Genomic DNA, 23,862 nt, shown 5'->3' with positions numbered 1-23,862 from the left:
TCCGATGGCGGCGCGGCTGCCCTGCTACCGGCGCCGGCGCGGCTGGCCGAGGACGTAACAGCGCAGGTCGACGTCCTCGGGCAGGGCCGGCCTGGCGCCGGGGAGGGCGACGGCGCCGACCGCCACGACGAACGTCCTGGTCACGGCGTCGCTGCCCTTCTTGGTCTGCGGGGCCTGGAAGAGCAGGTAGCGGGCCGACAGGTAGTCCTGGACGGTGAGCCGGGGCCGGGCCAGGAGGCCGAGGGCTGCGGAGTGCAGGACGGCGCTGTCCCGGGGAGCGGGGGTGGCGGTGTAGACCGGCCTGCCGCCGGTCTCCAGCCGGGAGGCGTCCAGGCCCCGGGCCGCGGTCCGGGCGACGAGCTCGGCGTCGGCGCGGCGGGCGGCTTCGCCCCGCAGCAGGCGGTTGCCGGCGATCCGCCGTCCGTCCGGCAGCAGCACCCGGTTCTGCAGGGTGTCGCCCCTGACGCCCTCGGCGGCGAAGCGCAGTTCGGCGAGACGGCCGTAGCGGAGCATGGCCTCCCAGGCCGGGGTCGCCCGGCCTCCGGTGTAGCTGTGCGTGGCCTGGTCCCACCGGGCGCCCTCGCGCAGGCGGCCGACGTCCCCGAGGCGGTCGTAGTTGGTGTCGCCCTCCCGGATCGGGGTGCGGAAGCGCTCCGGGTCGAAGGCGACGCCGCCCGGGGGCGGGCCCATCGAGACGGCGAGCCGGTAGCGCCAGTCGACCAGGTGGGCGTGGACGGCGGCCAGCGCGGCCACCCGGGCCGACCGGTCCGCGGCGGCCCGCCACATCCGGGCCAGCAGGCCGGCCGCCTCGGTGGCGGCGCTCGCCTGCTCGGCGGCGAACGCGCGGGCCCGGACCTGTCGGGCGGGGTCGGCGAAGCGCAGGGCGAGCGGGCTGGTGGGGAAGTCACGGGAGGTGATCGGCGCGATGGCCATGGCCCTCTCTCCTCGTCTGTCCGAGCGGTCCGAGCGGTCCGAGCGGTCCGAGCGGTCCGGCCGGGGCTCCGGTCGCCACTCGGTCAATAATCGGGTGTCGCCGTTCAGTTCGGGACTGGTAGCGTCCCCGACGTGGCAAAGCTGAACCAGATCATCGCCGTCGAAAAGGGCGTCAAGTCCAAGTCCTTCCAGGAGCTGACGCAGGCCCACCAGGACCTGCAGAAGCCCGCGCTGCTGGCCGGGATCTCCCGCACCTACCAGCCCAAGGACGAGGAGGGCGAGCAGCTGCCGCCGGAGTCGACCCGGGTGCAGCTGAAGGCCGAGGACATCCTGCGGTCGACCGCGAACACCCTCACCCGGCTCTTCGACGTGACGGCCACCAAGGACTGGGCCAACGTCGACGCCCGCGCCGACGTCGTGGTGGACGGCCAGGTGCTCCTCCCCCAGGTGCCGGTGCCGTACCTGCTCTTCCTGGAGAAGCAGCTCACCGACCTGTTCACCTTCGTGAAGAAGCTGCCGGTGCTGGACGCCTCCGAGTCGTGGAACCTCGACCCGTCCACCGACTCCTGGAAGACCGAGCCGGTGCGCACCATCCGGACCAAGAAGGTGCCGCGCAACCACGTCAAGGCCGAGGCCACCGAGAAGCACCCGGCCCAGGTCGAGGTCTACTACGAGGACATCGCGGTCGGCTACTGGACCACGGTCAAGTTCTCCGGTGCGCTGCCGGCCCGCCGGGTGAACGAGCTCGCCGACCGGGTGGAGCGGCTCCAGCAGGCGGTCAAGTTCGCCCGCGAGGAGGCCAACGCCGTCGAGGTCACCGACCAGCGGGTGGGTGACGCCGTCTTCGGCTACCTGTTCCGGTAGCCCGTGAACGCCCGCCCGGGGAGCCGGGCGGGTGCGCCGAGCGCGTCCGAACCGTTCCGGGAGAACCGGGCGGGGACGCTGCGCGGTGCGAAAAGCTGACACTGATGTTGAAGCTGACCAGGGGTTTCGGTGGAGGTTCGAATCCTCCCCCCGGCACCACCGGCCGGGGTGGCCCAAGCAGGCAGAGGCAGACCCCCTGAATCTCAGACTCCCGCTCCAGTCTCAGCATTCGCCGCCGAACACCGGATCGACCGGGCGCGGACGAATATCGACGAATGCAGGTTCGAGTCCTGTCTGTGCCGCTCCGTGGCACGGTAGTTCAAAGGCAGAACGCGTCGATTTCAATCTGATCCGCGACCCTTAAACGTGCCGGTGTGCGCAATTGGGCGGCAAACAGGGGCCCGGGAGCTGGCTACGCTCCCGGGTCCTGTCGCTCGTCCAGGGCCGCCGACTTCCCGCGCGGCGCAGGCGAGTTGGCTAGACTGCGGCGGGCCTGGCATGATCACCGACGAAGGGGCAGGGAATGAGCACCGACGAGACCGTGGCGACGGCCGCCGCGTTCGGGTCCGACGAATCGGCCGCCCTGCACATACGTCAGGACATCCCGCACAGCGCCCGGATGTACGACTACTTCCTCGGCGGCAAGGACAACTTCGCGGTCGACCGTGAGGCCGCCGAACGCGTCCTGACCGTCTTCCCCACCATGCGCACCGCGGTCCACGCCAACCGCACCTTCATGCGCCGCGCCACCCGGGCCCTGGCCCGCCGCGGCCTGCGCCAGTGGCTGGACATCGGCACCGGCATCCCCACCTCGCCGAACCTCCACGAGGTCGCCCAGGCCGTCGACCCGCGGGCCCGCGTGGTCTACGCCGACAACGACCCCGTCGTCCTGGCGCACTCCCGCGCCCTGATGACCAGCACCCCCCAGGGCCGCACCGCCTACGTCCACGGCGACGTCCGCGACCCGGCCGCCATCCTGGCCACCCCCCAGGTCCAGCAGACCCTCGACCTCACCCGGCCCCTGGTCGTGTCGATGGTGGCCCTGCTCCACTTCGTTCCCGAGCTGGACGACGCCCGCGCCATCGTCGACCACCTCCTGGCGCCCCTGCCGGCGGGCTCCGCGCTCGTCCTCTCCCACGCCACCGCCGAACTCGACCCGGCCGGCGCCTCCCAGGTGGAGAAGATCTACAACCAGGCCGGCACCTCCCTGCGGCTTCGCCCCAAGGCCGAGTTCGCCACCCTCTTCGACGGCCTCGACCTCCTCGGCCCCGGCATCGTCCCCGCCCACCGCTGGCACGACGACGGCACCGGCACCCCCACCGACGACGCCCTCCCGGCCACCGTCACCGACGCCCAGGTCTCCTTCTACGCGGCCGTCGCCGTCAAGCCCTGAGACCCGCGCAGGACACCACCCCGCCCGGCGCTCCGGCCCGGCACCGGGCGGGGCTTGAAGCCGAACTGGACAAAGTAGGATGACGTAACTCCCGCGCTACGCGCGAAGAGTTCCATGAATACTCCATTTGTCCGATTCATCTACCGCTTCACACGCACGGAGCCACCCACATGGACAACCTGTCCACCGCCGAAACCGGCGGCGCGATAGAGACCCGCGGCATCGAACCCGTCCCGGACGACGAGCGCCGGGGCAGAGTCCGCGAGCTCTTCCCGACCTGGGTCGCGGCCAACATCAGCGTCCTGCTCCTCACCATGGGTGCGGCCCTGGTGGTGTTCAACCAGTTGAACTTCTGGCAGGTCCTGATCGTCGCCGCGTGCGCCGCGTTCGCCTCCTTCGGCATGGTCGGCGTGGTGTCGGTCTCCGGGAAGTGGGGCGGAGCCCCCGGTGCCACGCTCTCCCGGGCCACCTTCGGCGTGCGCGGCAACCTCTTCCCCGGCGCGATCCTCTGGATCGCCCGGTTCGGCTGGGAGACGATCAACGCCGTCACCGGCGCCTACGCGGTGCTGACCGTCCTCGACCTGCTCTTCGGCGTGAAGAGCAACACCGCGCTGATCGTGATCACGCTCTTCGCCTTCGTCGCCTGCACCTTCCTGGTCTCCGGGATGGGCCGGAAGGCGCTGAACGTCTGCAACACCTGGTCGACGTACCTCTTCGGCGTCTTCAGCATCCTGGTGCTGGGCTACCTGGTCGCGACCATGGACTGGAGCGAGGTCTTCGCCAAGCCCGCGGGCACCACCACGATGATGATCGCCGGCATCGGGACCATCGCCGCCGGCGGCATCAGCTGGGTCCCCACCGGCCCGGACTTCGCCCGCTACCTGCCGCACTCCGCCTCCGGCCGGAAGATCGCCGGCGTGACGGTCTCCGGTGCCGGCCTGGTGATGGTGCCGATGGTGCTGATGGGCGCCGTGATGGCGGTGGCCTCCCCCGGCCTGGCGCAGGCCGCGGACCCGGTCTCCTTCCTCGGCGACCTGCTGCCGACCTGGCTGGCCGTGCCGTACCTGCTGACCGCGATCGTGGGCATGCTGCTGATCAACAGCCTCTCCATGTACTCGGCCGGCTTCACCGCGCAGACCATGGGCGTGAAGCTGCCCCGCGCCATGGCCGTCAGCATCAACGCCGTGATCTCGCTGGTCGGCGGCCTGCTGCTGATGCTGGTCGCCAAGAGCTTCCTGGGCTCCTTCATCACCTTCCTGGTCCTGCTCGCCGTCTCCTTCTCGGCCTGGATCGGCGTCTACGCGGTGGACATGTTCCGCCGGCGGTCGCGCGCGGTGCGCTACGACGCCGCCGCGCTGATGGACACCGGCAGGAACAGCCGCTACTGGTACGTGGGCGGCTTCTGCTGGCAGGCGATGGTGTCCTGGGTGCTCGCGCTGCTGATGGGGCTCGCCTTCACCAAGTGCGACTGGTTCGCCGGACCGCTCTCCGACACTCCCGTCGGCCGGTACGGGCTCGCCTGGGCGGCGACCATCGTGATCTCCGGCGCGATCATGGCCGTCCTCCCCACGCCCCGGGAGAACACCTCCGGCACCGCCGGGCGGACCGCCGGCCTCCAGGCGGAGCGGACCGAACAGGTCACCGTCTGACCGCACGACGCGCGCCTTCCGCGCGCCCGCCGGACCGCCCGGTCGCCGACTCAGCCGAGTCGGCGGCCGGGCGGTCCGGTTTCACGGCCGTGTCGCACCCGGCCGCCGGCCCGCCTTCATCGCCGCCCGCGACTTCACCCCGCTGCCGTCCTGACCCGGGTCGTCCGACACGGATCGACCTCTTTGTCATCCCCTCAGGATCACTCGCCGCCATCGGCCGCGAGGCAGCCCTCGCCCTTCGTCCGTACGTCTGCCTGCCCGGCACGGCACGCGCCCGGTTCGGCCAGGACGCCCGCGCGCTTCGCGGGTCCGGCGGCTGGCCGAATCCGCACGGCTCCGGTCCGGCCCTCCACCGCCTCGGCACGGGTACGCGAGTCGTACGGTCGGGCAGGAGGCGTGAAGTCCGGGTGAAGGACCTGTCGACGGCCCGTACGGGGCCGGAGCTGCCGCTTCCCGAGGGCGCCGACGGACCGTCTCCCCCGTCGCACCGTCCCGTCGGCGGCGGGTGGGCCGGATCCGTCCAGGGCTCAGGGTCGTACGCATGCGGGCGAACCGGACACCGCGGAGCCCGGCGGGTGCGGACCGCCCCGCCGGGCCGGAGCGGATTACCAGCCAATATCACCGCAGCGCCCACTCGGCGGAACCGACCCGACCTACACTCGGCGACGCGGTGGCGCCCGGCCGGTGACCGGTCCGATCCGGATCGTGTTCCCACCGGTTTCGCCCTCGTGCGCCGAGTCCGGCGGGCCCGGCACGGAGACGTCCTGACGATCCGCCGGGTCCATCCCTTCGACACCCTTCGGGAGCCTTCATGGCCGACCACCTGCAGGACGTCCTCGCGCTCGACGACCTCGACCTGGGCGAGCTGACCGTCACCGCGCTGCGGGACAGCATCGCACTGCCGGAGGGCGGAGCCTCCAGCAACCCCGCCTCCAGCTCCTGCCAGTCGTCCTCCAACTCCAGCATCGTGCACCCGCCCACGACGCAGCTCTGAGGGTCGCGGCACCGAGCGGTCCCGAGCAGGACCGAGCAGTGCTGCTCAGGACCGGAGCACCACGGAACCCGGCGCGTTCCGCCGCGAACGCGCCGGGTTCCCGCTTCCCCCACCCGCCAGCATCGGAGGTCGCCCGCCGTGCCCACCCGTGCCCCGTCGGCGCCCGTGCCGCCGGTCGCCACGTCCACCGCGGCGTACGCGCTGGTGCGCGCCGCCGTGCTCACCCGGGCCGCGCAGTCCGCGCCCTCCGCTCTCGTACGGGACCTGCTGGCGCGGCTCACCGCCGCGGAGGCCGCCGACGCCGCCCTGCGCCCCGTGCTCGCCGACGACCTGTACGCCAGCCGGGCCGGACACGACGAGGACTTCCACCGGCGGGTCGTCCTGCCGCTGCGCCGCGACCTCCACAACGGCCGCGCGGCCCGCGCCGCGCAGCTCGACCGGCTCGGGGACCTGCCCGCCCGGCTCCCCCGGCTCGCCCGGTGGCTGGAGCTGCGGGAGCAGCGCGCCCGGCTGCTGGACGAGCTCGCGCGGGCCGTGCCGCCGGCGCTGGCCGCGGAACGGGCCGCACTGGCCGCGGTGTGCCGGGAGCCCGCGTTCCGGCGCGCCGTCGCACTGGGCAGCGCCGACCTGCTGCGCGCGGTGGTCAACGCCTCGGACCCGGGCGCCGGACGGGGCGGCCGGGCCCGCAAGGAGGAGGCCGCGGTCCTGCGCCACGCGCTGCGCGCGACCGGCAAGAGCAGCCCGCTGTCCTGGTTCACGGCGGTCGGCTGGGCCTCGGACGAACCGTGCCGGAGCGAGTCGCCGACCGAACCGCGCGCGGTCGTCCGGGTGAACCGGACCCTGGTCGGCGCGCTGGTCCAGGCGCTGCTCGACGAACCCCGGCGCAGCCGGAGCCTGCCGCACCGGATGACCAGCGCCGCCCGCGTCGACGCCGGACGGGCCCACTACCAGCGCACCCGGACGGTGTTCGTCGGCGGCCGCTACCTGGCCAGCCGCGAGGAGGAGGTCGAGCTCGGCGCCCGGCCGGAGCTGGCGCTGCTCGCCTCCCTCGCCGAGACCCCCGACCCGCCGGACCGGCTCGTCGCACGGCTCGCCGAGGCCCTCGGGCGCCCCGGCGAGGACCCGGCGGTCCGGCGCTTCGTCGACCGGCTCCTCGACGCCGGGCTGCTGGTCCCGACCGAGCCGGTCGACCCGCAGAGCCCCGAACCGCTGGAACGGCTCGCCGCCTGGCTGGGCACCTGGCCCGAGGACGCCGGGTTGGCCCAGAGCGTACGGAAGCTCGCCGACGACACGGCGGCGTACCCGGCCGCGCCCGCCGAGCGCCGGCCGGGCCTGCTCTCCGCCCTGGCGGCCGACTGGCGCCGGGTGCTCGCCGAGGCCGGCCGGCCCCTGCCCGGGGAGGCCTTCCCGCTCAACGTGCTCAGCGAGGACGTCCACGCCCCCGCGCCCCCGCAGCCCCGGCTGGACCCCGCCGACCGGGCCGCGCTCGGCGAACTCACCGCGCTGGCCGAGCTGTTCGACCACGGCCACCTGACCCGGCTGGCCGCCCGGGACCGCTTCGTCGCCCGGTACGGCGCCGGCGGCGTCTGCGCCACGCCCTGGGAGTTCGGCGCCGACATCGGCGACGCCTGGGCCGACGTCCCCGTCCCCGACGAGATCGCCGCCCTGCGACGGGAGTTCACCGACCTGCCGGAGGTGGACGGGGAGGTCGTGCTGCCCGCCGACCGGGTCCGCGCCCTGGCCGGCCGACTGCCCGACTGGACGGCGGCCCGGCCGCTCAGCTACTCCTGGTTCGTCCAACGGGAGCCGTCCGACGGCCTGTTGTGCGTCAACCACGTCTACTGCGGCTGGGGCCGCTTCACCAGCCGGTTCCTCGACGCCACCGAGCCGCGGGCCGCCGCCGAGGTCGCCCGGCAGATCCGCGACGGGCTCGGCGGGAACGCGCGGGCCGCCCAGCTCCGGCCGGTGGGCGGCTTCAACGCCAACCTGCACCCGCTGCTGCTCGCCGAGGAGATCGGGCCCGACCACCGGTGGTCCGCCCTCGCCGAGGCCGACCTCGACCTGGTCCACGACGTCGACAGCGACCAGCTCCGGTTCCGGCTGCGCTCCACCGGCGAGTACCTCGACGTCCTCTACCTGGGCTTCCTCTCCCCGATCATGCTGCCGCAGCGGCTCGCCCCGCTGCTCGCCGACCACCCGAACGGCGTCGTCGTCCTCCAGCCGCTGCTGCCGCGCACCGCCCTGCCCGCCCCCGGCGGCACCGTCACCCGCACCCCGCGGCTGCGCCACCGGCACGTGGTCCTGGCCCGCCGCCGCTGGCACCTCCCGGCCGGGGTCCTCGACGCCCTGCGGGCCGACCTCGCCGCCGACCCCGGCCCGGAGGGCGTCCCGCTCGCCGCCGTCGCCCGCTGGCGCGCCCGCCTCGGCCTGCCCGAGCAGCTCTTCCTCCACCCCGTGGCCCGGCCCGCCGAGGACGCCGCGCCCGTCGACGCCTTCCTCGACCGGCTCCGGGCGCCCAAGCCGCAGCCCGTCGACCTCGGCAACCCGCTCCACCTGCGGCACCTGGACCGGTGGCTCGCCCGCCACCCGCACGGCGCCCTGCTGGAGGAGGCCCTGCCCCTCGTCGGCGGGCAGCCGGAACCGACCCGGACGGTCGAACTCGTCGCGGAGACCTACCGTCCGGCCCGGCCCGCCGCCGCGCCCGTAGCCCCGCCCGCCCCCGCCACGCCCGTACGCCCGCCCGCCCCGCATCCGCACCGCCGCCACGGCGCCGAGGAGTCGCCCGATGAGTGAGCCGATGAGCGATCCGACCGACCGGCCCGCGCCCGGGACGGCCGTCGACGTGATCCTGACCTACTACCAGCCCGTCAAGGCGCCCGCCCTGCGCGAGGCCGTCCTGCCGCTGGCGCTGCGGGCGACGGAGCGGGGGCTGCGCGCCCACGTCGAACGGCACTGGCGGTTCGGGCCGCACCTGCGGCTGCGGCTGGAGGGGCCGGCCGAGCGCGTGGCCGCCATGGCGCGGGAGTCCGCCGAGGTGCTGCGGGCGTGGGCGGCCGCCCACCCGTCCGTCGCCGACCGCACGCCGGAGCAGCTGCTCGCCGAGGCCGCCGTCGCCGGACGGGCCGAGCTGATCGCGCCGCCGTACGGCCCGCTGGTGCCGGACAACACCGTCCGGACGGTACCCGTCGACCCGGCGGCCACGGCCGACCTGCACGCCCTGATCGGAGCCGAACCGGCCGCGCTGCGCGATGAGTTGATGCGCGGCGGGCTGCCCGCGATCGCGTCGGCCTGCGCGTTCCTCGGGGAGCACGGCGACACCGCGCAGGCCCGGGTGCAGCTGGCGGTCACGGCGCTGGCGGCGCACGCGAGCACCCATCCGGACGGGCTGGTCGGCGGGCACTACTCCTTCCTCTCCCACCTGGAGGACTTCCTCGTCCACGAGGACCCGGACGGCCGCCTGCGGGCGGCCTTCGAGCGGCGCTGGGAGCAGGGCCGCCCGGCGGTCACGGAGCTGGTCCGCCGAGTGGCGGCCGGGGGCACCCGGGGCTGGGAGCAGGACTGGGCGCGCTGGTCCGCCACGGCCTGGCACCGGGCCGAGCGGCTGCTGGCGGCCGGGGTCGACCTCTCCAGCCGCGGCGAGGAGTACCGCAGGCGCGCGGAGGCCCTCGGCGACCGGGCCACCGCCGAGCGCTGGAACGCCGAACTGCGCACCCGCTACAGCGAGTTCCACCGGATGCTGTCGCGCAGCGACCCCGACGGCACGATGTTCGACCGCGCCGACTACCTCGTCTACCGGACCGGCACCAACGCCCTGTACCGGCTCTTCGCGATCTGCGACGTCCGGCCGGTGGAACGCTACCTGGCCGCCCACCTCGTGGTGCGCAGCGTGCCGGAACTCACCGGGCACCGGTGGCAGGACTACATCGCCGAGGTGACCGGCACGGTCGAGGGGGCGGCGTGACGGCCGAACCGGTCACCGAACGCCCGCACCTGCGCCCCGGCGTGGCGGTCACCCCGCTGCGCGAGGGGCTGCACCTGCGCGGCCGGAGCACCAGCCTCACCCTGGAGGGCAGCCGCTCGCTGCCCGCGCTGTGGGAGGTGCTGTCCGCGCGGCTCGACGGCGACCCGGCGGCCACCGCGGAGACCGGGCACCCCAAGGTGGAGGCGGCGCTGGCCACCGTCACCGCACGGCTGCGCGAACACGACCTGCTGGTCGACCACCCCGACGGCGCCGGTCTGCCGCCCTGGCCGGGCTCGGTGGCCGACCGCCCCGGCGACGCGGCGGCGGCCCTCGCCGCCGCGCACCCGGTGGTCGCCTCGGCGGACCCGGACGACGCGACGGCCCGGGCGGTGGCGCGCGCCCTCGCCCGGGGCGGGGCACGGCCGACGGTCGTCGCCGAGCCCGCGCTGCCCGCCGGTCAGGTGCTGGCCGTCGCGGGCGAACCGCCGGTGGCCGTCGGCCTGCGGTACGGCCCGGAGGGCGGATTCGTCACCGCGCCCGCCGACCCCGAGCGCGCCCGCGCCGATCTCGCCGCGCTCGCGGAGCGCCTGCGCCCCGACTCCGGTGGCGCCAACGGCGGTTCCGCCCCGAGGGCGCTGCCGCTGCTGCTCGCCGCCGCGACGGCCCAGCGGCTGCTGTGCGCCGTGGCCGGGCTGCCGGACCCGGCCGACCCGCGGGACGACCCCCGGCTGCTCGCCGGCCGCCCCGCCGTCCTCGTCGCCGAGGCCCGTCCGCTCCGCGCCGAGCACCGCCCCTGGGCGGCGGGGCCCGGGCGCGCGGCCGACCCGCCCGAGGACCTCGACACGGCCCTGCGCCGCATCGCCGCGCTCGGCGACGCCCGGCTCGGGGTGCTCGACGCGCCCTCCCCCGGCGACCTGCCGCAGCTGCCCGCCGCGCTGGTCACCTGCCGTACGCCGGACGGGATCCTGGCGGCCGGGGCGGCCCGGACCGACCTCGCGCGGCTGGCGGCTGCCGTCCGGGCCGCCGAGCTCCAGGCGGCGGCCGCCGACCCGGGAGCCGCCGGGCGACGCGTGGGCGCCACGGTCGGTGCCGTGGACGGCGTGACGGTCGGTTTCACGGTCGGCATCGCGGTCGGCGCCGGCCCCGGGCACGCCCTCGGCCGGGCGCTGCGGCGCGCCGCCCTCGCCGTCCCCGCCGCCCCCGCCGCCCCCGGCGACGGCGGCGACGGCGGGACGCCGTCCGGGGCCCCGTGGCGGGAGCACCCGCAGGCCGGGCACTGGACGGCGGCGCTGGCCCGACGCCTCGGCCGGGACGCCGCCCTCACGGTCCGTCGGCTCGCCGGCTCCGCCTACCTGGCCACCGTGGAGGGGAGCCGGGCCGTCGAGGCCACCGCCGCCGACGCGGTCGCCGTCGCCGCCCTGGACGCCCTCACCCGGCGGACGGCCCGCGACCTCGGGCTGTCCGCCATCCACCACACCTCGTTCAGCGGCGCCGCCGCCCCGCTGGCCGCCGCCGGGCAACAGCTCGTCGACTGGGTGGACGAGGGCTGGACGAGCCGCTGGCTCGCCGGGCTCGCCGACCGCGAGGCGGATCTGCAGACCGCGCTGCTCGGCCTGACCGGGCTGCGCACCGCCCCCTGGCGGCCCGGCACGGCTGCCGCCCGCCCGCTGGCCGCCGCCCTGGCGGGCTGCGGCTTCACCGCCCTCGTCCCCGCCCCCGCCCTCCTGCCCGCCCCGGCGCCCGCGCCCGCGCCCGCCGGAGGCCACCGGTGACCGACCTCCCCGTGCTCACCCCCGAGCAGGCCCTGGCGACCACGAGCGGCACCGCCGTCGTCCACCTCACCGCCTGGACCCTCGGCCTGGCCGAGCAGCTCAGCCGGCACGCCCTGGCGCACCCCGTCCGCCTGGTGCCGGTGCGCGAGGACGGTGCGCTGACCGTGGTCGGCCCCGTCCTGCACCCCGGTTCGCCCGCCTGCCTGCACTGCGCCGAGTTCCAGCGGCTCGCCACCGCCGGCGGCCGGGTGCCCTGGCAGAGCCCGGCCCTGCTCCTCGCCGGCACCGGCACCCCGGCCTTCTCCGAGGCGGTGGCCGCCCTCGCCGCCGACCTCGCCGAAGCCGAGGAACCCGGCGAAGCCGCCGAGCCGACCGCCCCCGCGCCCCCCGGCGAGACCCCGGGCGAGACCCGCGGTGAGCCCTCCGACGGCCCCCCGGCCGGCCCGACCCACGCCACCGTCCACGTGGTCCACGGCGACCGCGCCACCTGGTCCACCCACCGGGTCCGCCCGGTCGGCGGCTGCCCCGTCTGCCACCCCCTCCCCGAGGACGCCCCCGGCTCCGCCCGGCTGCCCCGCACGCCCCGCCCGCTGCCCGACCCCGCCGTACTGCGCGGCGCCAACGACCGGACCACCGTCGAGCGGCTGCGCGCCGAACTCCACGACGAGCGCTTCGGCCCGGTCCGCCGCCTCTACCGCACCGAGGACTCGGCCTTCGCCCTCACCACCGCCCTGGTCACCGACGGCCGGGCGGGGGACGACGGCGGCTACGGGCGGTCGGTGGACTTCCGCTCCAGCGAGCGGGTGGCCCTGTTCGAGGCCGTGGAGCGGCTCGCGGGCATGCGTCCGCTCGGCCACCGCACCACCCTGCGCGCCTCCTACGCCGAGCTGGTCGCCGAGCGCGGCCCCGAGGCCGTCCTCGACCCCGTCCGGCTCGGCCTGCCCGACCCCGGCGACCACCCCGCCCGCACCACCGTCCCCTTCACCCCGGAGCTGGTGCTCGACTGGGTGCACGGCTGGTCGCTCACCCACGACCGCCCGATCGCCGTCCCCGAGCACCTCGCCTACTGGGACCCACCGGGCCCGGGCCGCCCCCGGGTGGCGTACGAGTCGTCCAACGGCTGTGGCCTGGGCAACAGCCCCGAGGAGGCCGCGCTGTACGGCCTGTTCGAGATCGCCGAGCGCGACGCCTTTCTGCTGGCCTGGTACGCGCGGACCCCGCTGCCGGCCGTCGCCGTGCCCGTCGACGACCCCGAGGTGGCCGAACTCGCCGACCGCGCCGAGCTGCTCGGCTACCGGCTCACCCTGCTCGACGCCACCGACGACGTGGGCATCCCGTCGGTGCTCGCGCTGTGCCGCTACCGGGGCACCCACCCCGACGCCCCGCGCACCTTCCTGGCCGCCGGAGCCCACCACGACCCGCGGGCGGCGATCCGCTCCGCCGTCGCCGAGGTGGTCACCAACGTCCAGGACGCGCCGCACCGCTCCGCCGCACCGGGCGGGCCGCGCGACCCGCGGCGCCTGCGCACCATGCTGGAGCGGCCCGAGCTGGTGGTCTCGCTCGACGACCACGTCGGCCTCAACACCCTGTCCGAGGCGCAGCCCCGCCTGGACTTCCTGTTCGCGGGCCCGCCCCCGGTGCCCTGGCGGGAGCGCTGGCCCGACGCGCCCGAGCCCGTGGACGACCTGACGCCGCTGCTGGAGCGGACGGTCGAGCGGCTCGCCGGTCAGGCCCTGGAGGTCGTGGTGGTCCGCCAGGACGAGCCGGGCGTGCGCGACCGGCTCGGACTGTACTGCGCCAAGGTGATCGTCCCCGGCACGCTGCCGATGACCTTCGGCGAGGCCAACCGGCGCACCCACGGCCTGCCGCGGCTGCTGGAGGTCCCGTACCGGCTCGGCCGCACCCCGCGCCCGCTGCGCCACGACGAACTGCCGCTCCACCCGCACCCGTTCCCCTGATGTCCCACCCGTTCCCCTGATGTCCCGCTCGATCCCCGCCCTGCCGTCCGGGAAGGACGCGATGACGACCCGACAGCCGCCGACCGCCCCCTGGCACAGCCTGCACCTGGCCCTGCCGCTGCCCGCCCCCGAGACCGACGCCTTCGTCACCGAGGACCTCGCGCCGCTGATGGACCGCCTCGCGGGCGCCGACTGGTTCTTCATCCGCTACGGCGAGGGCGGCCCGCACCTGCGGATCCGCTTCCGGGAGCCGGCCGAGGACCCGGACACCGTGGCGAAGGAACTCGCCCGGCTCGCCTCCCCGTACACCCCGCCGGACGGCCCGTGGACGGCCCGGCACGGTGAGGTCACCGCCGTCCCGTACGAGCCGGAGACCGAGCGCTACGGCGGGCCCGCGCTGCTGCCGGTCGCCGAGGAACTCTTCACCCACTCCACCCGCACGGCCGTCCATGCCCTGCGCGCCCTCGACGCCTCCCCCGGCGCCCGGCTGCCCGTCGCCCTGGACCTGGCGCACACCACCGCCCACGCCCTGGGACTGGACGAGCTGGCGTCCGCCCGCTGGCTGCGGCGCCACGCCGCCGGCTGGCGCTGGGTGACGGAGTTCCAGCCGCTGCCCGGGGCCGCCGTGCACAGCCGGGTGAACGCGGTGTTCGCCCGCCAGCGGCAGGCCCTGGCCCGCCGGGCCGCGGCCCTGCGCGAGGCGCTCGACGCCGGTACGGCCACGCCCTGGCTCGCCGACTGGGCGGTCCGGGTGGCGGACGCCGCCGCCCGGATGCGGGCCGGCGCACCGCGGGAGTCCGAGGAGCGGCTGCGCCGGGTGTGGGCCTCGCACCTGCACATGCTGTTCAACCGGCTGGGAGTCGGTCCGGACGAGGAGCGGGCGGTCTGCCGGCTCGCCGGGCGGACGCTCCTGGAGACGGACCGGCCGTTCACCTTCTTCCCCGAGGACCGGCACGCCCCCGACCACCAGTACCTGGAGCACAGCAAGTTCCAGATCGGGCGCCCCGAGGACACCGCGCTGGCACCGGTGCCGCCCGCCGAGGCCCCGCGACCGGCGCCCGGCGACCTCCCGCTGCCCGCCGACCCGCTGCCCGCCGTCTCCCTCGCCGACGCCCTGCACAACCGCCGCTCCGCCCGGGGCCGGCTGACCGGTCCGCTCACCGCCGGTGAGCTGGGCGGCGTGCTCTGGTCCGCGTACGCGCCCAACCGCCCCACCGGCGACCGCCCGTACCCGAGCGCGGGCGCCATGCGGGCCGTCCGGGTGCGGCTGGTCGCCCTCGCCGTCGACGGCCTGCCCGCCGGCACCTACCACTGCGTGCCGGAGCTGCGCGCCCTGCGCCTGATCGGCCCGGCGCCCGACATCGACCAGCTCAAGGCCCTGTCCTACTACCTCACCCGCCCCGACTCGGACCCGCAGGCCCTCGTGGTGGACGAGGCGCCCGCGGTGCTCGCCGTCCACCTCGACCTCGCCGCACTGCGCCGCCGCTACGGCCTGCGCGCGCTGCGCCTCGGGCTTGTCGAGACCGGGCACCTCGCCCAGAACCTCCTCCTCACCGCCGCCGCCTTCGGCCTCGGCACCACACCGCTCGGCGGCCTCTTCGACGACCTCGCCCACGAACTCCTCGCCCTCGACGACCTCGACGAGCCGATCCAGTACCTGCTGCCCCTGGGTCGCGCGGCGTCGCCCTGACCCGGGGCCCGGCGGGTGTCCGGCCCTGGGGCCGCGCGGGTGTCCGGCCGGCCGACGTCCGGTGCGGCGCCGGCCCGGCGTGACATGGCCCGGTGTGGTACCGGCCGGTTCAGCGGTACCGACCGGTTCAGCGGCGCCGCGGTTCGGGCCGCACCGGGCGGTAGCGCTCGATGTTGCCGCGGACCTGGTCCAGATACGGCCGGATCGAGGCCAGCCTCGCCTCGTCGTACCCGCGCACCACCCACGTGGAGGTGCGGTAGGCGGCGGCCAGGTTGAGCGCCGGGTCGCCCTCGACGCCCCGCAGCTCGGGCGCGATGGCGCAGAGCATCCGGCCCACCGCCAGGATGGAGTCCTCCGCGCTGAAGGGCGGTTCGGGAACGGTCTCCTGACGGCCCGCCGGCAGGTAGTGGCGCAGCACCCGCGGAGTCCAGCGCGCGATGCCGTACTCGTCGGCGGCCGGGTCGCTCAGGTCCGGGTCGAAGCCGCTCTCCGCCTTGAGCATCGCCGCGATCAGGGCGGGGGTGACCTCGGGTTCGAAGCAGCCGGTGCCCGCCTCGATGATCGGGCCCCGGTACCGGGCCGGGACGTCGGTGCCGGGGCGGAGCCAGCGGGCCGGGTCCTGGGCCGGCGCCCCGGCGCTGACCGGGGCCATGGCGCCCGACGCGGGCGAGTCCCCCTGGACGCAGATGCCGAAGGTCAGCGCGAAGAGGACGGCGCCGGCGGAGCCGAAGGCCCGGCGCAGCACGACCGGCCGGCGCCGGTGCCCGTACCGCGGTGCCGTCCGCACCCCAGCCGCCGGAGGCCCGCCGGACGCTGCCCCGTTCATCCCTGCCCCCGTCGCCGCCGTGGTCACCGCCGCGGGCTCCTCCGCGGGCTTGTCCGTGGGCTTGTCCGTGGTCGCCTCCGCGACCGCCACCTCCGCAGCCACCTCCGCCCCGGCGACCGTCCGGCCAGGCGGCCCCGCCGCCACCAGCGGCCGGGTGATCAGCCGGTGCGTACGGACCCGCCGGCGCTCCCACTCCTGGGGGTCGCCGCCGCACGCGGCCACGAATGCGGCCAGTACGGCGTCGCTGGGCAGCCGGCGGCCGGCGGCCGCCTCGGCGAGCGTGGAGGCCGAGTAGTTGGTGCGCGCGGCGAGCCGCCGGTACGGCGGGCTGCCGGCCTGGCGTCGCAGCTCCCTGAGTTCGAGCGCGAAGAGCACCAGGGGTCCGTCCCCGGCGTCCAGTGGCTGTTCCTGCCGTCCCACCCGTTCGTCCCCTCACTTCCCGTCCGGTGCTTGTCCTGACGTTGTCCGGCGTTTGTCCGAGCAGGTCACCGGCACGTGACAGCGCGACCCGCGGCGTGTTCGATGGACGCGGCGCCCCGGCTCCTGCGCCAGTCATGCCAGGAATCAAACCGGCTCCCGGGGTGCCGCGCCCCGGCTTTCCACCGGATGGGCCGTGTGCGGTACTTCACACGCCGTCAGCACGCGCCGCCAGCGCGCGCCGGCGTGTTCACCACGTCACCACCCCCAAGGAGGACCCGTCGATGTCCAACGCTCCCCGGCCCGCCCACGGTGAGCCCAGCCGCCGAACCGTGCTCCGGGCCGGCGCCGGCCTGACGCTGGGCGCCGGCCTGCTCGGCACGGCCGCGAGCCCCGCCCGCGCGGGCACCGCCACCACCCTGGGCCAGAACGGCACCCCGCTCTGCGACACCCCCGGCGATTCGGCCAGCGCCCAGGGCCTGGGCTCCGGGGACCTCGGCATCCCGTACTTCCGGGAGCACGACGGCACCTGGGGCTACGTCTTCGGCGACGCCTGGGCCAACCCGGCCCAGCGCGACCCGTACCTCGGCTCCCCGGTGATGCTCGCCCAGGCGGACTTCGACCGCAGCGGCGGCTCATCGATCTCCTTCACCTGGGCGATGCCCACCGGCGGACAGGCCAACCAGCTGTTCGACTACGCGCACCAGGCGGACAACGGCCACGGCTGGGAGTTCAGCCGCATCCCCAACGACTGCATCGAGTTCGGCGGCCGCACCTACATCCAGTACACCTCGGTGGCGACCTGGACCCCGCCGGCCGGCTACGACGGCTCGCTGATGTCCGGGGTGGCCTACTCCGACGACCACGGCGTGACCTGGCGGGACTACCCCTACCACTGGCCCGGCGACACCCAGGGCACCAACCAGTCCATGTACGGGATGTGGTCCTTCGCCGGGATCGACCCGGACGGCTGGCTCTACGTCTTCTCCAAGCGCTGGAACGGCACCCACCGCAACACCGCCGACGGCGGCGCCATCCAGCTCTTCCGGATCCGGCCGGACGACTTCCGGGCCGGGAACTTCGGCGCGCAGGAGAACTGGGCCTACCTCAACGGCTCCTGGCAGTGGACGACGGCCGTCGGCCCGTCGGTGATCCTCTCCGGCAACAACATCGGGGAGTTCTCCGTCAAGCGGATCGGCGGCAGGTACTGCATGAGCTACTTCGACGTCACCGACTACTCGATCTGCACCCGCACCGCGTCGCGCCCGGACGCGGTGTGGACGGCGCCCAAGGTCCAGATCGCCGGCAACACCGCCTGGCCGCCGAGCCACTGGGGCCGGCCGCAGCTGCCGTCCCTCTACGGCGGTTACATCCACCCGGGCAGCGCCGGCGCCGACTCCCTGACGCTGATCGTCTCCCAGTGGAACGGACAGCAGGGCCAGTCGCCCTACCGGGTGCTCCAGTACGACGGCATCAACCCGTGACGCCCGCCGGGCGACGTCCCCGGCCGGTCGGCACCGGCCTGCCGGCCGGCACCGGCTTCCGGAACGCCGTCATCCACCGGCGCCCCACCCGAGGCACCTGGACCACCCACTGACCCCACAAGGCGGACCCATGCCACCGTTCAACGGACCCTCGCCGTCCCCGGTCGGGCGTCGCGCCGCGCGCTTCGCGGCCCTGCTGCTGGCCGCCGTGACGGCCGGCCTCGGCGCCGCGCCGCCGGCCGCCGCCTCCTCCCCCGACGGGCCGATCGGCCGGGGCGAGGTCCTGGACCGCGCGCAGTCCTGGATCGACGAGAGGGTGCCGTACGACAACAACGGCTGCCACGACAACCGGTTCGGCTGCTACCGCCCGGACTGCTCGGGCTTCGTGTCCATGGCCTGGAACCTGAGCTCCTCCCTGACCACCTGGTCCCTGTGGAACGTCACCTCCGACCTCGCCGCCGGGGACCTCCAGCCCGGTGACGCCCTGCTGCGCGACTCCGGCGGCACCGACCACGTGGCCCTGTTCGTGCGGTGGGCCGACGGCGCGCACACCCAGCCGGTGGTCCGCGAGGAGATCGACTACGGCTACGTGGCCCAGGAGGACACCTGGACCAACGGGCTGCGCGGCTTCTCGCCCCGCCGGTACGACCGGCTGGACGACCTGGTCCCGTACGGGTCGATCGGCGCCAAGTACGCCGCGATGGGCGGGGCGGGCAGCGTGCTCGGGGCCCCGGTCACCGGGGAGCGCGACTCCTCGCTGGGCGGCCGGTTCCAGCAGTTCCAGAACGGCATCATCCTCTGGCACCCCGACGACGCCCACCCCGTCTACGGCGACGTCCTCACCACCTTCTGGAACACCGACGCCGAACGCCACTGGGGATTCCCCACCACCGACGAAGCCGACGCCGCCACCGCCCCCGACGGCACCCGCGGCCGCTACCAGTACTTCGAACACGGCCTCTTCCTCTGGTCCCCCAAGACCGGCACCCACACCGTCCACGGAGCCATCCACGACGCCTTCGCCGCCAACGGCCGCGAAGCCGCCCTCGGCTACCCCACCACCGACGAACTCGACGAGAACGGCGGCAAGGCCCAGCGCTTCCAGAACGCCGTCATCCACTGGAACCCCACCCAAGGCACCTGGATCACCAGGTAGCCGAGGCAGCAGCGCGCCGCGCGGCCCCCGGGCGAACACGGCGGCCACGCCGACTACCTCGTCTCCGACCCCCGGATGCCGGGCGAGAACGGATGACCGCCCGTGCCCGCAACTCCCTTACGGCGGTGGCCGTTTGAAAACGCCCACCGAAGACCGAGACCGCTCCGGGGAGAGCGTCTCCGCCGGCAAGGACTTCCGGTGGCCTCACCCCGACCACGCTCGCCCGCTGTCTGTCATCCCGCCCACCGAGCCGGTCACGGGGACTGGCGAAGCCGCCCCGCGACAACCAGGTAGCGCTGGGTGTAGATGGCATGTACGCTGCGTGTCGCTGGTTGAGCAGGATGCGGGCCCAGGTGCTGCTCCGTGGGGGGAGTCGCGCCCAGGCCCGGTGGCCGGCCGGGGCCCGGTTGCGCTTCGTGGGGGAGTCGCGGCCGGGCCCGTCGCCGGGTGCCGGTGATATGCCCGCCCGGCCGGCCCGCCAGACGTGACAACCGTCCAGGGCGCGAGCGCTTCCGGGCGCGTCCGTCCAGAAGGGCGCCGTCGCCACCCCGTCGGGCCGCTTCCCTGGTTTCGCCGACGCCCCTCGCACGGCGGCCCGACCCCCAGTCAACCGCCGCCCCTTTGCCGCCGCTCAACCCTGGGCCGCCGACCGCGCGCTGGGCCCTACCGCGAGGCCCCCTGTGTGCCGCGGGCGGAGGGGGCGTCCTTCCCGCGCGTCCGGGGCCGACGTCCCACCCGCGCCCGGACCCGCACCCGCACCCGGCTGTGACGTCACACTGTGAGTCCCCCGACTCACGCCTTCAGGGTGTCCCGCTTCGAACGACACCGGAGGTCATCATGCCGCGCACCCGCAAGGACGAGGCGCCGCTGCTCGTCGACGCACCGGTCATCCAGGGCCGCTACGTCGACCTGGACGGCTACACCGTCTCCTTCGAGACCTTCCCCGCCGACGCCGACGCCACCGAGGCGTTCCGCGGGCTGCCCGACGACCGGTGCCAGTGCCCGCACTGGGGCCTGGTACTGGCCGGCCGACTGGTCCTGCGCTACCGGGACCACATCGAGACCTACCGCGCCGGCGACGCGTACTACGCCCCGCCCGGCCACGTACCGGTCGTCTCGGCCGGGACGGAGACCGTCGAGTTCAGCCCTGCCGACGCGCTGCGGCGGACGACCGAGGTCGTGGCCGCGAACACCGCCATGGCCGAGGGAGGCCCGCGATGAGCACCGCACCCGCCGCCGCTGCCGCCACCGCCACCCCGTTCCGCCGGACCGCCGCCGACCTCGTCACCTTCCTGGAGACCGGCACCCCGCCCACCGGCCTCTTCACGGCCGACGTCCTCTGCGACTTCACCTCGCCGCGGTGGCGGCTGCAGGCACGCGGGGTCGACGACGTGGTCGCCCTGCGCCGCGCCGGGCACCCGGGGCCGGGCCGGGTCCCGAGGTCCCGGTTCGACCCGACCCCGACCGGCTTCGTGCTGGAGGTCGAGGAGCGGTGGGAGCAGGACGGGGACTCCTGGTACTGCCGGGAACTGTTCCGCGCCGACGTGTCCGAGGGCTCGATCTCCGATCTGTCGGTGTACTGCACCGGCGACTGGGACCGCGCCCGCGTGGCCGAGCACGCACGGGCCGTACGCCTGCTGCGGCCCTGAGCGCCGCCTCCCGGCCCGCCGTACGATCTGGCTATGGAGGCCGGGTCGGTCCGAGCAGCCGACACCCGGGCCGGACTGCTGGCGGCTTACGAGCGGGCACGTGCGACCGGGGACGCCGAACTCATGGCCGCGACGGCGCTCGAACTGCCGTCGGGCCTGCGCTTCGGGGTCCATCCGGGGCAGGTCCCGGCGCTGATCCACGAGGCGTACGCGGCGGCCGTCTCCCCGGCGAGCCGGTGCCGGCTGGCCGCCGCCCTGGCCCGGGCCTGGGTGTACGGGGGCGACGCGGGCCGGGCGGTCGCCTTCGCACGGGAGGCGGTGGCCGTCGCGGACGGCCTGGGCGATCCCGCGGTCCTCGCCGAGGTCCTGGACGCCGCGCTGGTCGCGCACTGGGGGCCGGACGACTTCGCGGAACGGCTGGCCCTCGCCGAGCGCCTGGCCGACACGACGGCGCACCTGACCGACCCCGAGCGCCGGCTGACCGGCCACCTGTGGCGGCTGACCACCGCGTGGGAGTGCCTGGACCTCGTCGCCGTGCAGCGTCAGCTGCGCGCGCTCGACACCCTCGCCGAAGAGTCCGGCCGGGCGCGCCCGGCCTTCTTCGCCGCCTCCCGCCGCGCCGCGCTCGCCCTCGTCCACGACGAGATCGACACGGCCGACCGTCTGATGGCCACCGCCCGGGAGCTGGGTGCCGAGGCGGCCGAGCCCGACCTCGACGCCGTCCTTCACAGCCTCGCGGCCGCCCGCGCACGGCAGTCGGGCGACGTGGCGGCGCTGCGGCGGGAGGCCGCCGCCTTCGAGGAGTTCGGCGCGGCCGAGGGCGTGCCGTCGGTCTCCGCCGAGGCGGCCGTCCTCCGGCTGGCAGCCGGTGAGGACGGACGGGCCCGGCGGCTGCTCGACCTGCTCGCCGGCGCGGGGTTCGCGAAGGTGCCGCGCGACGTCGACTTCCTGCTCACCGTCGCCTGCCTCAGCGAGGTCGCCGCCACGCTGCACCGCCACGACCTCGCCGCCGAGGGCGCCCGGCTCCTCGCGCCGTTCACCGGCCGGGCCGTGCTCAACGCCGGGGCCGTCACCTTCCACGGCGTGGTCGACGACTACGTCCACCGCGCGCTGGCGGCCCTCGGACTCCCCGGAGCGGCCTCGGCGCGCGGGGCCGCGGTCGCCGCCTACCGGCGGATCGGCGCCGGCTGGTGGTCGCGCCGGCTCGCCGAACCCGCTCCCCCGCCGACCGCCCGTCCCCGCACCGTGCACCTGCACCCGGGGCCGGCCCCGGGTGCGGGTCCTGGCCCGGGCCAGGACCGCGCCGACGAGCCCGGCTGGCTCGTCGGCGAGGAGGGCGCGACGTTCGCGCTGCCCGACCTCAGGGGGCTGCACCATCTGCGGACGCTGCTCGGCCGTCCGGGCACCGACGTGAGCGCGGGCGAGCTCGCGGCCACGGCGAGCGGCCACCCGGGGCTCGCCGTCACCGAGTCCGACACCGGGGAGATCGCCGACCGGCAGGCCCTGGCCGCCTACCACCGCCGGTTGGACGACATCGACGCCGAACTGGACGACGCCGCCGAGTGGGCCGACCAGGGCCGCCTCGACCGGCTGCGGCTGGAACGCGAGGCGCTGCTGGACGAGATCCGCGCCGCCACCGGTCTCGGCGGGCGCCGGCGACGCTTCGGCTCCACCGACGAACGCGCCCGGGTCGCCGTGCGCAAGGCCGTCGTCGCCGCTCTGGACCGCGTCGCCCGCCACGACGCCCCACTGGCAAGGCTTCTGCGCGACACCGTCCGCACCGGCGCTTCCTGCCGCTACGACCAGGACCCCGCCCGCCCGGTGACCTGGCTCCTCGACCCCCGCCCCCGGCCCGGACCGCCCCGGACCGACTTCGGCGCTCCGGGGCGAGGGTGACGATCCCTCCGGCGCGGCGCCGACGCTGCCGTGCGGCCACCGGAACGCCGGGACGCCGGAACGCCGGGACGCCGACACGGAACGGCCGGTCGACCCGAAGGTCGACCGGCCGTTCGCCGTGAGCCGCTCAACGCCGAGCCGCTCACGCCGCACCCGTACCGGCCGTTCCGCGCCGGCCGTCCCGGTCACGCCCCGTCCAGCGCCTCCACCAGCGCCGTCAGGAACTCCGTCGGCCGTTCCAGCTGCACGCTGTGCCCGGCGCCTTCGACCGCGACCTCGCGCACCCGCCCGCCGGCGGCGGCGTAGCGGTCCAGGACGGCGCGGGTCTGCGCCACCATGGGCTGTGCCGGGCAGGTGTCGGCGCCGGGCCAGCCCGGGACCGCGCCGACCGCCCCCAGGTGGGCCAGGTCGAAGAGCGAGGTGTCCGAGACGATCACGTCGGCCGTACCGCGGATCCACAGGATCGGCGGCTTCGGCTCGACCACTTCCAGGTCGTCGATCCGGAAGTGGGTCGGCGCCATCGAGTTGAGCACCCCGCGTCCGCCGGGGGCGAAGCCGGGCCAGGCGTCGCTGGTGCGGCTGTCGCCCGGGTAGTGGTCCTCCCCGGTCCGGGTGGTCAGCATCGCGGCCACGAAGGGGTCCGGCTCCGCCAGCGGCTCGCTGACGTAGGCGCTGTTCAGCACCGAGCGCGGCGCGAACGGCGACTCGGCGCCGAGTTCGCCCTCGCGCAGCAGCCGGACGAACTCGGCGGCCGCACCGCCGGCGCCCGAGCCCGCCCCGTCGGGCGAGTTGAGCCGCCCGTCCACCCCGTGGGTGCCGCCGAAGCCGTACGGGGAGACCGGGTTGACCAGGGTGAGCGAGCGGACCAGGTCCGGGTGGTCGCGCAGCAGTTGCAGCACCACACCGCCGCCCATGCTCCAGCCGACCAGGTGGACCGGGCCGAGTTCCAGCGTCCGGAGGTAGGAGAGCAGGTCCTCGCTGTGGTCGCGCAGCCCCCGGGTGGCGTCCACCGGCAGCGGCTCGGTGCCGCCGAAGCCGCGCAGGTCCGGCGCCAGCGGACGGTAGCGCTCGGGGAGGGCGGTCATGGTCGGGTGCCAGAAGACGCCGGAGGAGACGTTGCCGTGCACCAGGACCACCGGTTCCCCGGTGCGGCCCTCGATCTCGGCGTGGTTCACGGTGAGCCGGTCGGTGGCGACCGGTCGTTCGGTGATCATCCGGGT

17 protein-coding genes are annotated in these 23,862 nt (G+C 75.7%); 14 read left to right on the top strand and 3 right to left on the bottom strand.

Annotated elements, in window-relative coordinates; genetic code table 11:
* Positions 1-24 precede the first annotated feature (24 nt).
* Positions 25-933, bottom strand: coding sequence for a hypothetical protein (locus ACFY0X_RS23990; protein WP_387757371.1), 909 nt, complete (start codon positions 931-933; stop codon positions 25-27).
* Between the two features lie 132 nt (positions 934-1,065).
* Here ACFY0X_RS23990 and ACFY0X_RS23985 point away from each other — a divergent pair, with 132 nt between their 5' ends.
* From ACFY0X_RS23985 to ACFY0X_RS23945, 9 genes are all read left to right on the top strand, one after another.
* Entirely contained in the window at positions 1,066-1,797 is a 732-nt protein-coding gene (locus ACFY0X_RS23985) for a hypothetical protein (protein WP_387757370.1), read from the top strand.
* A gap of 523 nt (positions 1,798-2,320) precedes the next feature.
* Positions 2,321-3,190 carry an SAM-dependent methyltransferase gene (locus ACFY0X_RS23980; RefSeq protein ID WP_387757368.1) on the top strand — a complete coding sequence of 290 codons (870 nt, stop codon included), beginning with the start codon at positions 2,321-2,323 and terminating at the stop codon, positions 3,188-3,190.
* Between the two features lie 170 nt (positions 3,191-3,360).
* Positions 3,361-4,839, top strand: a complete 1,479-nt coding sequence (locus ACFY0X_RS23975) for a purine-cytosine permease family protein (protein WP_387757367.1) — start codon at positions 3,361-3,363, stop codon at positions 4,837-4,839.
* 811 nt (positions 4,840-5,650) lie between these two features.
* Positions 5,651-5,833 carry a thiazolylpeptide-type bacteriocin gene (locus tag ACFY0X_RS23970; RefSeq protein WP_387757366.1) on the top strand — a complete coding sequence of 61 codons (183 nt, stop codon included), beginning with the start codon at positions 5,651-5,653 and terminating at the stop codon, positions 5,831-5,833.
* Between the two features lie 138 nt (positions 5,834-5,971).
* The gene (locus ACFY0X_RS23965) at positions 5,972-8,626 is read left to right on the top strand and encodes a lantibiotic dehydratase (RefSeq protein ID WP_387757365.1); all 2,655 of its coding nucleotides are present in this window, start codon (positions 5,972-5,974) and stop codon (positions 8,624-8,626) included.
* Positions 8,619-9,794, top strand: a complete 1,176-nt coding sequence (locus ACFY0X_RS23960) for a hypothetical protein (RefSeq protein ID WP_387757364.1) — start codon at positions 8,619-8,621, stop codon at positions 9,792-9,794. The genes ACFY0X_RS23965 and ACFY0X_RS23960 overlap by 8 nt, the downstream gene beginning before the upstream one ends.
* A complete protein-coding gene (locus ACFY0X_RS23955; protein ID WP_387757362.1) occupies positions 9,791-11,566 on the top strand; it encodes a hypothetical protein in 1,776 nt (591 codons plus the stop codon). Before ACFY0X_RS23960 ends, ACFY0X_RS23955 begins: the two co-directional genes overlap by 4 nt.
* Positions 11,563-13,524 carry a TOMM precursor leader peptide-binding protein gene (locus tag ACFY0X_RS23950; RefSeq protein ID WP_387757361.1) on the top strand — a complete coding sequence of 654 codons (1,962 nt, stop codon included), beginning with the start codon at positions 11,563-11,565 and terminating at the stop codon, positions 13,522-13,524. The genes ACFY0X_RS23955 and ACFY0X_RS23950 overlap by 4 nt, the downstream gene beginning before the upstream one ends.
* A 61-nt stretch (positions 13,525-13,585) precedes the next feature.
* Positions 13,586-15,214 (top strand): thiopeptide-type bacteriocin biosynthesis protein, encoded by a 1,629-nt coding sequence (locus ACFY0X_RS23945; protein ID WP_387757359.1) that lies wholly within the window; start codon positions 13,586-13,588, stop codon positions 15,212-15,214.
* Positions 15,215-15,341: 127 nt separating this feature from the next.
* Here the strand turns inward: ACFY0X_RS23945 and ACFY0X_RS23940 are convergent, their stop codons facing one another.
* Positions 15,342-16,460, bottom strand: a complete 1,119-nt coding sequence (locus ACFY0X_RS23940; RefSeq protein WP_387757358.1) for a helix-turn-helix domain-containing protein — start codon at positions 16,458-16,460, stop codon at positions 15,342-15,344.
* A gap of 281 nt (positions 16,461-16,741) precedes the next feature.
* Between ACFY0X_RS23940 and ACFY0X_RS23935 the strand changes: the two genes are divergently transcribed.
* From ACFY0X_RS23935 to ACFY0X_RS23915, 5 genes are all read left to right on the top strand, one after another.
* Positions 16,742-17,941, top strand: a complete 1,200-nt coding sequence (locus ACFY0X_RS23935) for a DUF4185 domain-containing protein (RefSeq protein ID WP_387757356.1) — start codon at positions 16,742-16,744, stop codon at positions 17,939-17,941.
* Positions 17,942-18,071: 130 nt separating this feature from the next.
* On the top strand, positions 18,072-19,097 hold the full coding sequence (locus ACFY0X_RS23930; RefSeq protein WP_387757354.1) for a hypothetical protein: 1,026 nt from the start codon (positions 18,072-18,074) through the stop codon (positions 19,095-19,097).
* 837 nt (positions 19,098-19,934) lie between these two features.
* Complete coding sequence (locus tag ACFY0X_RS23925) at positions 19,935-20,318, top strand: hypothetical protein (RefSeq protein WP_387757352.1); 384 nt, start codon at positions 19,935-19,937, stop codon at positions 20,316-20,318.
* Positions 20,315-20,746: a hypothetical protein gene (locus tag ACFY0X_RS23920; RefSeq protein ID WP_387757348.1), complete on the top strand. Its 432-nt coding sequence runs from the start codon at positions 20,315-20,317 to the stop codon at positions 20,744-20,746. Before ACFY0X_RS23925 ends, ACFY0X_RS23920 begins: the two co-directional genes overlap by 4 nt.
* A 33-nt stretch (positions 20,747-20,779) precedes the next feature.
* Positions 20,780-22,642 (top strand): hypothetical protein, encoded by a 1,863-nt coding sequence (locus ACFY0X_RS23915; protein ID WP_387757347.1) that lies wholly within the window; start codon positions 20,780-20,782, stop codon positions 22,640-22,642.
* Positions 22,643-22,827: 185 nt separating this feature from the next.
* Here ACFY0X_RS23915 and ACFY0X_RS23910 read toward each other — a convergent pair whose 3' ends face one another.
* Complete coding sequence (locus ACFY0X_RS23910) at positions 22,828-23,856, bottom strand: alpha/beta fold hydrolase (RefSeq protein ID WP_387757345.1); 1,029 nt, start codon at positions 23,854-23,856, stop codon at positions 22,828-22,830.
* Positions 23,857-23,862 lie beyond the last annotated feature (6 nt).

Origin of the sequence: Kitasatospora sp. NPDC001547, from assembly GCF_042894165.1 — a bacterium.
Taxonomy (GTDB): Bacteria; Actinomycetota; Actinomycetes; order Streptomycetales; family Streptomycetaceae; genus Kitasatospora.
The sequence above is the reverse complement of the archived record's forward strand: the minus strand, read 5'-3'. Positions and strand labels throughout refer to the sequence as shown.